This window comes from Thalassospira sp. SN3W, from assembly GCF_038070535.1.
GTDB lineage: Bacteria > Pseudomonadota > Alphaproteobacteria > Rhodospirillales > Thalassospiraceae > Thalassospira > Thalassospira xiamenensis.
The window spans coordinates 1,661,805-1,673,769 of sequence record NZ_CP121124.1; the positions used below are offsets into that span (position 1 = coordinate 1,661,805).

Annotated in this window: 12 protein-coding genes; 7 read left to right on the forward strand and 5 right to left on the reverse strand. The window is 54.4% G+C overall.

Annotated elements, in window-relative coordinates; genetic code table 11:
• Positions 1-22 precede the first annotated feature (22 nt).
• From P8T57_RS07375 to P8T57_RS07385, 3 genes are all read left to right on the forward strand, one after another.
• Positions 23-730, forward strand: a complete 708-nt coding sequence (locus P8T57_RS07375; protein WP_007088801.1) for a cytochrome c family protein — start codon at positions 23-25, stop codon at positions 728-730.
• A gap of 107 nt (positions 731-837) precedes the next feature.
• Positions 838-1,623 carry a histidinol-phosphatase gene (gene hisN / locus P8T57_RS07380; RefSeq protein WP_007088800.1) on the forward strand — a complete coding sequence of 262 codons (786 nt, stop codon included), beginning with the start codon at positions 838-840 and terminating at the stop codon, positions 1,621-1,623.
• 31 nt (positions 1,624-1,654) lie between these two features.
• Complete coding sequence (locus P8T57_RS07385) at positions 1,655-2,881, forward strand: cation:proton antiporter (RefSeq protein ID WP_110252395.1); 1,227 nt, start codon at positions 1,655-1,657, stop codon at positions 2,879-2,881.
• A 174-nt stretch (positions 2,882-3,055) separates the two neighbouring features.
• Here the strand turns inward: P8T57_RS07385 and P8T57_RS07390 are convergent, their stop codons facing one another.
• From P8T57_RS07390 to P8T57_RS07410, 5 genes are all read right to left on the reverse strand, one after another.
• Positions 3,056-3,721 carry a LysE family translocator gene (locus P8T57_RS07390; protein ID WP_037987620.1) on the reverse strand — a complete coding sequence of 222 codons (666 nt, stop codon included), beginning with the start codon at positions 3,719-3,721 and terminating at the stop codon, positions 3,056-3,058.
• Positions 3,721-4,221: a DinB family protein gene (locus P8T57_RS07395; RefSeq protein ID WP_007088797.1), complete on the reverse strand. Its 501-nt coding sequence runs from the start codon at positions 4,219-4,221 to the stop codon at positions 3,721-3,723. Before P8T57_RS07395 ends, P8T57_RS07390 begins: the two co-directional genes overlap by 1 nt.
• A gap of 47 nt (positions 4,222-4,268) precedes the next feature.
• Positions 4,269-5,228 (reverse strand): EamA family transporter, encoded by a 960-nt coding sequence (locus P8T57_RS07400; protein ID WP_341365038.1) that lies wholly within the window; start codon positions 5,226-5,228, stop codon positions 4,269-4,271.
• Positions 5,229-5,341: 113 nt separating this feature from the next.
• Complete coding sequence (locus P8T57_RS07405; protein ID WP_037987617.1) at positions 5,342-7,300, reverse strand: potassium/proton antiporter; 1,959 nt, start codon at positions 7,298-7,300, stop codon at positions 5,342-5,344.
• A gap of 236 nt (positions 7,301-7,536) precedes the next feature.
• Positions 7,537-8,001 (reverse strand): Lrp/AsnC family transcriptional regulator, encoded by a 465-nt coding sequence (locus P8T57_RS07410; protein ID WP_007088794.1) that lies wholly within the window; start codon positions 7,999-8,001, stop codon positions 7,537-7,539.
• 155 nt (positions 8,002-8,156) lie between these two features.
• Between P8T57_RS07410 and P8T57_RS07415 the strand changes: the two genes are divergently transcribed.
• The 4 genes from P8T57_RS07415 (at position 8,157) to P8T57_RS07430 (ending at position 11,952) form a co-directional block, all read left to right on the forward strand.
• The gene (locus P8T57_RS07415; RefSeq protein ID WP_341365039.1) at positions 8,157-9,173 is read left to right on the forward strand and encodes a DMT family transporter; all 1,017 of its coding nucleotides are present in this window, start codon (positions 8,157-8,159) and stop codon (positions 9,171-9,173) included.
• Complete coding sequence (locus P8T57_RS07420; RefSeq protein ID WP_341365040.1) at positions 9,166-10,143, forward strand: DMT family transporter; 978 nt, start codon at positions 9,166-9,168, stop codon at positions 10,141-10,143. Before P8T57_RS07415 ends, P8T57_RS07420 begins: the two co-directional genes overlap by 8 nt.
• The gene (locus tag P8T57_RS07425) at positions 10,140-11,012 is read left to right on the forward strand and encodes a DMT family transporter (protein ID WP_007088791.1); all 873 of its coding nucleotides are present in this window, start codon (positions 10,140-10,142) and stop codon (positions 11,010-11,012) included. Before P8T57_RS07420 ends, P8T57_RS07425 begins: the two co-directional genes overlap by 4 nt.
• Positions 11,013-11,190: 178 nt before the next feature.
• A complete protein-coding gene (locus P8T57_RS07430) occupies positions 11,191-11,952 on the forward strand; it encodes an SDR family NAD(P)-dependent oxidoreductase (RefSeq protein ID WP_341365041.1) in 762 nt (253 codons plus the stop codon).
• Positions 11,953-11,965: the final 13 nt, after the last annotated feature.

The following is an 11,965-nucleotide window of genomic DNA, read 5'->3' on the forward strand; positions in this document are numbered from 1 at the left end:
ATTAGGCTGTAGGGATCCCGTCATGAAAACGATGGAAATCAACAAGATCGTCGCCGGTGTTATCTGTGCTGTGCTTTTGGTTATAGTTGTTGGCAAGATCGGAAGTGCTCTTGTGCACCCCGAAGAACTGGAAACGCCCGTTTACCCGTTCTCCGAGGATCTGATGGCTGGTGCCAACGCACCGGCTGCCGCACCGGCAGAGCCGGCTGGACCAGAACCGATTTTTGCATTGCTGGCATCAGCTGACCTTGCCGAAGGCGAGAAAGTCTTCAAAAAATGCGCATCCTGCCACGACACCGAGAATGGCGGCCCGAACAAAACCGGCCCGAACCTTTATGGCATCGTCGGTAACAAGTTCGCCCACAAGGATGACTTCGCCTATTCCGACGCCATGGCAAACCATGGCGGAACCTGGGGCTGGGAAGAACTGAACCACTTCCTGTACAAGCCGCGTGATTATGTCGAAGGCACGAAAATGAGCTTCGGGGGTCTGAAAAAGGCCGAAGATCGCGCTGCTGTCATCGCATGGCTTAACAGCAAGTCGGACAATCCGCTGCCTTATCCTGATCCGGCAGAAGCCACCGCAGCTGAAGGCACCGACGCCGCAGCAGATGCAGCCGCAGATACCCCGGCCGAGGCCGCGGAATCCAACGATGCCCCTGCTGAAGAAGCACCTGCTGCTGATGCACCGGCAGAACCTGCAGCAGAGGGTGAAGCACCCGCCCAATAAAGGGGTGGGAAATTCACCGGATAATCGATTGATTTTTTACAGGGGACAGGTAACTGTCCCCTGTTTTCGTTTGCCACTAATCGTTTCAAAACAAGGAATGCGTTTTAATGGAAAATCTCGACCACTTTCTGGAGATTGCCCACAAACTGGCCGATACCGCCCGTCCGGTCGTGCACCAGTATTACCGCACCCCTGTTGCCGTGGACGTCAAGGCCGATGCAAGCCCGGTGACCATTGCCGACCGCGAAGTTGAAACCGCGATGCGGGCAATCCTGATTGCGGAACTTCCCGATCACGGAATTCTTGGCGAAGAACATGGCCGCCACAATATTGATGCCGATTTTGTCTGGGTCCTTGATCCGATTGATGGCACCAAGTCATTCATCGCTGGCAAGCCAAGTTTCGCAACACTTATTGCCCTTTGCCACAAAGGTGTTCCCGTTATTGGCATTATTGATCAGGCCATCACCAATGAACGCTGGGTTGGTGTTATGGGTCGCGCCAGCACAATGAATGGAGACGAAATCAACGCCCGCGAATGCGAAACGCTTGATGCTGCCACCTTCTTTACCACGGCACCGGAACTGTTCCGCACCGATGCCTCGGCGCGCGCCTATAAGGCAGTTTCGAACAAATGTCGGCAGCCGATGTATGGCGTTGATGCCTATGCATATGGGTTGGTTGCGCTTGGCTTTGCCGATACCGTGGTTGAATGTGGTTTGCAGGCCTATGATTTTTGTGCCCTTGTACCGGTCGTCGAAGGTGCCGGTGGCGTTATGACCGATTGGCAGGGCAAGCCGCTGACGATTTTCAGTGACGGTTCCGTCATCGCGAGTGGCGACGCCCGATGCCATCAGGACGTTCTTTCGACCATCCGGGCAGCAACGGTCTGATCTCTGTGCCCGCTTTCCGTTAGGCCGCATCATGTTCGAATGGGTCATCATCCTGTTTCTGGGAACCGGACTGCTTTACGGCCTGCAATCGCGAAGGCTGCAACGGCGTAACATATCCTCGCCGATGATGATGGTTCTAACCGGTGCGTTGATCGCATTGCCATTAGGCATATGGCACGAAGCACCCCTTGCCCCGTTCGCTGATCGCATCCATTTCGCCACCGGGTTTTCCGAAATGACGCTGGCGATCATTCTGTTTCTTGATTCCGCTGTCCTTGACTATCGCAAGGAAAAACCTGCAATACGGCTTGCCAACCGGTTGCTCCTGATCGGGTTGCCGTTGACCATCGGTGTGACATGGGCTTTCATCATTGGCCTTCACCCTTCCATCGGGATTCTTCCGGCACTGATCCTCGCACTGATTGTAAGCCCGACCGATGCGGCCCTTGGCCGACCGGTATTGGAAAACAAATCGGTTCCCGATCCGATCAGACAGGGGATCAATATCGAAAGCGGTTTGAATGACGGGCTGGTTTTACCAATATTCACAGCCGTTGTATTGCTCGAAGCCGATCTTGTCGGTGAAGGCAGCAACAACTGGCTGACCGAGGCGATCATCGAAATTTCCGTCGGGGCCGGGGTCGGGCTTCTGGCTGGCTATGTCATCGGCCAGATCGTCAATCACGCGGTTACCACCAACACCATCCTTGACCGGTTCGAACGCTTGCTTGGCGTGCTTTCAGCACTTTTCATCTTCTTCCTGTCTGAGAAGCTCGGCGGGAACGGCTTTGTCGCGGCCTTCGCTGGTGGTCTTGCATTGAACATATTCTCCGAAAAGGTCCGCGAAACTATCGAAAGTTTTGGCGAAGCAGAATCAGAACTACTTACCATGCTGACCTTCTTCATTTTCGGTCTGGTGGTTATCCCGGCTGTGTATCAGCTTTGGACATGGGAGATGCTGATCTTCTCGATTGTCAGCCTCGCGATCCTGCGCCCGCTTTGCGTCTGGATTTGCATGATCGGCAGCCCCTACAGTCTGGCGGAAAAACTCTATGTCGGCTGGTTTGGCCCACGCGGCATCGCGTCGGTTATTTACCTGCTGATCATGATCACCATGATCGATCCAAAGGGCTATGAATCCCTGATTGCTGCCGCCGTCATGATCGTCGCCATCAGCGTAACCGCACATGGTCTGTCGGCTGCCCCGCTTTCAAATATGCTGGTGCGTCACCTTGCAAAAAAAGGCGCCCGGTCCTGAGGATATCCCAGCCGGGCGCAAGTCTTGGTTTGCAGTAAGAGAGCTCTGGATGGAGTGCAAAATCCAGAGGGCCCGGCTACCAATCCGGACCAAGGACCTTTGCGCCTGAATGCAAAGGCCCGACATCGTCATCCTTCCCAACCGGTTGGGAACGAAGGGTGACGAATTCGATTATCAACGCTCGGTCAGCGCCAACCGGACACCCAACGCGATAAACATCCCGCCAAGTGAACGTTGCAGCCAGATACCGAGCGACCCGTTAGCCCGAAGGCGGGTTGCGGCAAATCCGATGGCAAACACCACGACCGTCTCGACACAAAAACCGATGACATTCACCAGGGTACCAAGCACCAGAAACTGGATCGCACCATCCCCCGCCACCGGATCGACAAACTGGGGCAGAAACGCCATAAAGAAAATCGCGACCTTAGGATTAAGGACATCGATCATCGCGCCCTGACGCCATGCGTGAAACGCTGTCATGGTTGGTATCGGAGGCCGCTTTACCGCAGATATTTCAGATGCCGCATCATCCGGACCACGCTTGGCAAAACTGCTGCGCAAGGCACCGATCCCCAGCCACACCAGATATGCCACACCAACCCATTTCACCACCGAGAATGCCAGTGTCGATGTGGCCAGAATGGCCGAAAGCCCAAGGGCTGCGGCAACCACATGGACAAACGCACCGGAACAAACGCCAAGACTGGAAAACACCCCGATCTTGCGACCATGGATCGCGGTCTGGGCACTGATATAAGCCAGATCCGGCCCGGGCGAGATATTGAGCAACAGGGCGGCAATCAGAAACGGCGTATATTGGATCAGAAGATCGGCCATCACGCATCGACCTCCAGGCAATAGTAAACCAGATCCATTGAAAGTGACTTGGCACCGGCCTCGATCAGCATGGAATGAAGCTGCCCGCGATGATGTGTTTGGTGGTTGAACATATGCGCCAAGACAATCTCGCGCGGCAGTGTATATGCCCCGGCCAGCATCGATTGATAGGACAGATCACTTGCCAATGTGTCCGCGTCAAGTTGTTCGGTAAAGGCGATGATTTTGGCATCCTGTGCCTCACGCGCGGTTCGAAATTCTGAAAATCCGGCGTACAGCACGGCATCAAGCGCCAGACGTTCAGGCACCCCGACCAGACGCCCCAACCACAGACGATCCGCCACCAAAAGATGGTTCAGTGTCTTGATGATCGACGGGAAAAAAGCAGCCCGCGGGGCGGTAAGTTCGCCCGCTTCAAGACCCGCACATGCGTCCAGAATATGCTGGTTCGCCCACGCATTATAATTGGCCATGCGTTGAAAGTAGGCAACTCCGTTCATAACATTTCATCCATCATGATTCCGCCTCCCCCGTCACTTCAAAAGCTTTATCCGGCCTTTGCGTCGCAGGGGCTTGTCGTCTGGTTAGCACCACCTGTCGCATCTGCTGTTGTGTTCATGGCAAGGACGGGCGGTTTGGGCATCCGTTTGGTCAGGATCACGATATTACCCAGCAAAGTCAGGCCAACGCCTAGAACGATATTGCTGTCCCAGACAAATCCTTCAAACCAGGTCGACAGTAATAGCGCTACTACCGGAAACATGACGGAACTGTATGCCGCGCGATCCGGGCCGATCTTGCCCAGAAGTGTCAGATAGGACCCAAACGCCAGAACAGAGCCAAACAGGGAAAGGTAAATCAGTGCGGTAATAAAAGACGGGCTGGTGTCAAAGGTAAACGGAATACCGGTAACAAGGATGTATCCGATCAACAGGATCGAGCCATACATCATGCCAAAGGCATTGGCCTGCAACACCGGAATACCGCGCGCCTGATTGCGTGCCGATGCCATATTGCCAAGCGACGCGATATAGCTGCCCGCAAGCGAAACCAGCAACCCAACGCTACCACCCGCCGCCAGATCAAACGTTGCGAGATCGCGCGCAAACACCAGCGAAATCCCGCCAAGCCCGATTGCCGCCCCGATCAATGTCCGGGTTTCCGGGCGTCGCTTGAAAAAGATCGCACCATTAATCATGTTCATGATCACGATGGTCGAAAACACTACCGCCAGAAGACCCGACGTCAAATGCGCACTTGCGATGTAAATCAGTACGTAGTTCAGCGAAAACAGGCATATGCCAAGGGCCGCCATAAACACATGATCACGCAGGGAATAGCGCATAGGCAAACGGCGGATAACACACCATGCCATCAAAATTACTGCCGCCAGGACAAAACGATAGGCAACAGCCAGTTCCGGCCCGACCGAAAGCTGATACTGGATTGCGATCCAGGTGCTTCCCCAGATCAGAACAACAACACTATATAATCCAAGCGGGTCCATGACGGCACTCCAACGAAATCAATCGTTGGTATTTAGGGCAGTTTTTGCCAAACAGACAAACCAGCAAAACTCATCTATTCATTAGGCACACTAATGGACTTTCCGTGCCATCGCTAAGATTTATCGCTTTTTCCCGATTCTGCCCGCACCGGTCCGATATCATCATTTTCGCCATCATTGGCGGCATCGTCGACAACCGACATGTCATCTCCGGGTTCTTTGACGTCATCGGTATCAAGAACATCATCACCACGCTTCTTGCGCATTTTTTCGCGCAGGCGACGACGCTGCCATTCCTTCCAGATTGCCAGCAATTCTGTGCGCGAATGGAACATCGGCAGATGGCGTTTGGGCTTGACCGGTTTCTGTTCGACCGCCATGCCAACTTCGACAATCTCGTGCGTATCATCGATCCGACGAACAATCAGTTCGACCATGCCATAGGCAACCCGGTCCCCTGGTTCGATATCGCCCGAAAGGTTGCGTTCAAGGATTTCGGCAACGGTCGCTTCTTCGTCCGCGTCCCCAACCACAAAGCCATACAAACGGCCAAGATCGGCAATACGGGTATCGGGTGGGAAACTGAAATCACCAAACAGGTCGACGTCATTTGCCCCCTCGGCCGGACCGGCGAACAACTGATCAAGCAGTTCGACATGGCGCGGTGGGGTAATGATATAAACCTGATCACCGCCTTCGATGCGCCCGGCACTGTGCGGGCGTAACGATTTGCCATCGCGCAAAATCAGGCTCGGCCGTGCCCAGCGCGGAATACGTTGCCCGGTTGCCACCGCACTTTCGCTGTGAACGCGATAAACGACAATTTCCTGATTGGCGTTGCCCGGCAGTTCAAGGTCGATACGATCGACCGGCCCGTGTCGCGGCGGAATCATAATGCCCAGCCAGCGCGCCATCAGCCGGATTGTCCACCCCTGCAACAGCAGCGACGTGATCACAACAATAAAGGCCGTGTTGAAAAGAAGCTGGCCATATTCAACACCTTCCACCATCGGCACGATCGCAAGCAGGATGGAAACCGCCCCGCGCAAACCAACCCATGAAATAAAGGCGGTATCATTGCGTGAGAAGTTGAAGAACATCAGGCAAAGCCATACCGCAACCGGGCGGGCGACAAACACCAGTACAAGCGCCAGAATAACCCCGGGAATGATCACATCGCCAAACTGTGACGGTGTTGCAAGCAACCCCATGGTGACAAACATCACGATCTGCGCCAGCCAGGTGGTTACGTGCTGGAACCGGCGCACCCCGACACTCATGCGCATCTGACTGTTGCCGGCATAAAGACCGGCGACATAAACTGCCAAAAATCCGCTGCCACCAACGATACTGGTTGCGCCAAAAAGGCTAAGCGCGCAGGCAAGCGTGACAATCGGAACAAGTGCGGGTTCAAGCTTGACCCGGTTGATCATCTGGACGATGGCCATGCCACCCAGCAGACCCAGAACAGCCCCAAGTCCGATTTGCAGGACAAACCGTTCAAGCAGTTCCAGTGCCAGATTATCCCCGCCGCCCTGCATGATCAGTTCGACCAGCGAAATGGTCAGAAACACCGCCATGGGATCGTTCGAACCGGACTCGACTTCAAGTGTGCTGCGCGTACGGTCGCGCAAATTTATCCCGCCCACCCGCAAAAGGAAAAACACCGCCGCCGCATCCGTCGAACTGACAATCGCCCCGAACAACAAGGCCACCAGCCATGGCACATCAAGCACAAGCCAAGTGACCCCGCCAACGACAAACGTGGTCAACATGACACCGACCGTCGCCAGTACGAGCGAGGGTGCGGCTGCAATCTTCAGGGTTCGAAGCTGGGTTTCAAATCCGCTATCAAACAGGATCATCGCAAGCGCAATGGACCCGATAAAATAAGCCAGCGGCGCATTATCGAAATTGATGCCGCCAATCCCGTCCTCGCCAGCACCAAGGCCGACAAACAGGAAAACAAGCAACAAGGGTGCACCAACCCGGAAACTGATCAGACTGGTAAAGACCGCAACAACGACCAGAACCGATGCAATCAGGATCACCAGATTCATCGATTCGATCATATTCGCGTCTCCATCCTGTTTGTCATTATCGTGAGACAGGTCGAAAAACCCGTCAGGTTCCTGTCGAATGTTTTCTAAGACAGGAAAGTTTGAAATGCGTTACGGCAACACATCTTGCAATGATGTGCTTAAAGCGCCCAAAGGCGGCATTCTTGCGGCAGGATTACCCGATATTTGGTCAAATATCAGGCAAATGAAATCAATTCTCTCCATCGGTTACAATTCAGCACAGCCAATCATTTATCGCCATCAAGCATTGCCGGAACAAAGCCGGTTTCTTTGGCTGTAGACAGGGCAATTTCCGGAATAACCTCGACCACGCCGGGGACTTCCTTGATCGTGTCCGTCACAAAGCTCTCAAGATGAGAAGTATCGCGCAGGCGCAACTTCAACAGAAAATCAAATCGACCGGTCATGTGATGACATTCAAGAACCTCGTCTGCCTTGATCAGCGACTTGACCAGTTTCTTGTTTCCCTTGGCCGGGTCGGTGCGCAACCAGACCATTGCGGTAAGCGCGCGACCAATCGCATTGCCGTCAACTTCGACGCGGTAAGCCTTGATAACCCCCTGCTCGCGCAATTTGCGCACACGGTCATTCACCGCCGAAACAGAAAGGCCGACCTTCGTCCCCAGCGCCGAATAAGACAAAGACGCGTCATCCTGCAAAATGTCGATCAACTTGCGATCAATGGCATCCATAAAACATCCCCCTGAAGAATTTTTATCAATATCAGACGATCTTACACGAAAACTGTGTAGGCATGAAACTTTCGGGTCGCCATCAACAAATGGTAGGACTATTTCGCTGATCAAGGCTGGATTTTTTATAAAATCAGTCTTATTCGTTGATGATCATGCATCTTTTTCGTGTTTCTCCGGATGACGATGCGCTTCGCGGCGCCCTTTTAATGACCGGTGCTGCAATCCTTTTTGCGGCGATGGCGGTGCTTATCCGCTACATCACACGCGAAGTTCATCCCTTCGAAGCAGCCTTTTTCCGTAATCTGTTCGGGTTGATCCCAATGATCCCCTGGATGCTGCGCGACCGGTTGGTTGGTCTGCGTACGCTGAAACTGAAATTGCATTTCATCCGGGCGGTCATCGGACTGGCCGGAATGCTATGCCTGTTTTCGGCACTTGCCATTGCCCCGGCGGCACAGGTGATTGCAATCAATTTCACGGTCCCGATCCTGACCACCATCCTTGCTGCCCTGATCCTTCATGAAACCGTCAGGGCGCGCCGCTGGACGGCTGTGGCACTCGGCTTTATTGGCGCAATGATCATTGTGCGTCCGATTGGACAAACGCTTGAAACCGGTGCGATCCTTGCCCTTCTGGCAACCCTGTTTACTGCCTTTGCCGTAACAACGGTCAAGATGCTCTCGCGCAGTGAAAGTGCCAACGCCATCGTCACATGGATGGGCATGATCATGACGCCCCTGTCACTGATCCCGGCTCTTTTCTTTTGGCAAAATCCGACATGGGAACAGCTTGGGGTACTTCTTGCAATCGCCGTTCTGGCGACTGCAGGACAACAGCTTTTTGTGCGCGCCAATCGCACGGCCGACCAGTCCTATGTCATGGCCTTCGATTTCCTGCGTCTGCCATTTGTCGCGGCCCTTGCCTTTATCATGTTTGGTGAAACCGTCGATTTCTGGACCTGGGCCGGGGCGTCGCTGATCATTGGCTCAACCCTTTATATCGCGCGCCGCGAAGCTGTTCTGGCCAGAAAGGAAAAACGCCGCCGCCGTATGCCGACAACGGCAGCCGCGGATTCTCAGGCGATCCCGGTCACCAAGGCGAAAACCATCAACCCGCCCGAATATCCGGAAAGCACCCCCGAAAGCAAAGCAGGCCGCATTGATGCGTAGGTGGTTCAACAGCCTGCCCCCCTATCTTCAGGCATCTGTTTTCGCCGTGACTGCATCGCTTATGGCCGCCCTTTTTTCGGTGATTGTCCGCATAGCAACCCGTGAAATCGATCCGCTGCAGGCTGTTTTCTTTCGCAACTTATTTGGGCTTCTTTTCATCGCTCCCATCGCGCTCCGGTCCGGTTTTGCACAGCTGAAAACACAGCGGATGCCGCTGTTTCTGTTGCGCGCTTTGCTGTCGATGGGGGCCATGAGCTTCTGGTTCTCCGCCATTGCCTATATGCCGCTGGCCGAAGCAACGACGCTGAACTTCACCGTCCCGCTGTTTGGTACCGTCCTTGCCGCGATATTTCTGGGTGAAGCGGTTCGAAAATACCGCGTAGCCGCCCTTCTGGTAGGCTTTATCGGTGTCGTCATCATTATCCGCCCCGGCAGCGAAACCATGCAACTGGCAAGCCTTCTGCCAATTGCCGCCGCCCTTTGCATGGCCAGCGCAGGGTTGACGATCAAGTCGCTGTCCAGAACTGAAAACAGTACAACCATCGTGCTTTACATGATGCTGTTGACCACGCCACTGACATTCATCCCCGCGCTCCTCGTCTGGCAGACACCAAGCCTGCAGGTGCTTGGTTTGATGGCACTGGGTGCGTTTATCGCCAACATCACCCAGATCTGTAACACCAATGCTTTTCGAATATACGATTACAGTTTCGTCGTCGGCTTCAACTATCTGCGCCTGCCCTTTGTTGTCGCCATCGCCTTGGTCATGTTCGGTGAGGTCCCTGAAATCTGGCTGTTGCCCGGTGCGGGTTTGATCATCGGGTCCGCACTGTTCATTGCACGGCGTGAAGCCAAACTCGCCAAAGAAGCAAGACGGATAAATCGCGGCCCGTCAGCCGCGGCGATTGACCTTGACCCGCCCCCGTCACGCGATAATCGACAAAATATTAATGGGCCAGAACGCAGATGAAAAACTGGTTCAAAAACCAACCTGCCACGATACAGGCCAGTTTTTATGCCCTATCGGCAGCGATTCTTGCAGCCTGCTTCACATTGACAATTCGCTTTGCCACCGAGGAACTCCACCCCTATCAGGCTGTATTCCTGCGATTTCTGTTCGGACTGCTGATGATCGCACCAGTAGTTATGCGCGGTGGATTCGCCCCCTTACGCACCAAACGCCTGCCGCTTCTTGGATTACGCGGTATTCTGTCGGCATCGGAAATGTGTTTGTGGTTCTTGGCGGTGCTTTATCTGCCACTGGCCGAGGCCACGACACTTAACTTTACCGTCCCGTTATTTGGCACCATTCTGGCCGCGCTGATCCTGCGCGAAACCATCCGCATTCACCGTTGGCTTGCTGTTTTTGTCGGATTTATTGGTGTTGGGTTGATCATTCAGCCCGGAACGGCCGCCATGCAACCGGCAAGCCTTCTGCCAATTGCCGCAGCCATCTGCATGGCGAGTGCCGGGCTCATCACCAAGCGACTGGTTGCCACCGAAAGCACCACCGCCCTTCTGTTTTACCTGATGCTGATTACAACGCCAGTTTCCTTAATTCCGGCCCTGTTTGTCTGGCAAACGCCAAGCTGGCATGTGCTTGGCCTGATGGTGCTGGCGGCCGCGATGATGAACGTCATGCAGGTTTGCAATGTCAAAGCTCTGCAACTTGCCGATTACAGCTTCTTTGTCGGATTTTCCTATTTGCGCCTGCCGATCATCGCCATTCTGGCCCTGATCCTGTTTGGCGAAGTCCCCGACATCTGGATATTTCCCGGTGGCGCCCTGATTATCGCAGCAGCAGTCTATGTTGCCTTGCGTGAACGCAAAATTGCCTGAACAGCAAACCTGAACAGTTCGAAAACCACCCGGCCAGCCGGGACCACACCCACGCCGCAACATCCAAACGCTTCCCCCTGAACTCAGACGGTCAAATGCCCTTGCCCGACAAACAAATAATTTGGTATAGAATTACCTATTATTTGTTTATCGGGATCAAAACAGGGAATTTCATGTCATGCAGGTCAAGGGATCCATTGCCATTGTCACCGGGGCTGCATCGGGCCTGGGCGCCGCCACCGCGCGCGTGCTTGCAGCCGCCGGGGCAAAGATTGCGGCCTTTGATCTGAATGAAGCAGGCGCCAAAACAACAGCAGTCGAACTTGACGGCATCGGTTACGGGGTTGATGTATCAAACGCCAAAAGCGTCGAAGACGCGATTTCCGACGTTATCAAGACCCAAGGCATTCCATCCATTTTGGTCAATTGCGCAGGCATCCTGCAAGGCGAACGCATTGTTGGTCGCGAAGGCCCGGCAGATCTTGATGCATTTGCGCGCGTGATCAATGTCAATCTGATCGGGACATTCAACATGATGCGCGTTGCCGCAACCGCCATGAGCCGCAATGAACCGACCAAAGGTGGTGAGCGCGGGGTTATCGTCAATACTGCATCCATCGCCGCCTACGAAGGTCAGATCGGACAGGCCGCTTATTCGGCATCCAAGGGCGGCGTTGCCGCGATGACCTTGCCAGCAGCGCGCGAACTGGCCCGGCACGGCATCCGTGTCGTTTCGATTGCTCCGGGCATGTTTGGCACGCCCATGGTCACCGCCCTGCCCGACGACATGCAGCAGGCACTTGCGGCCAACATTCCCTTCCCCAAGCGCCTTGGCGATCCGGCGGAATATGGCCGATTGGCCCTACATATATGTGAAAATGAAATGATTAATGGCGAAACGATCCGCATCGATGGCGCGGTAAGGCTGGAGCCCAAATAAGCCAGCCCCCCAA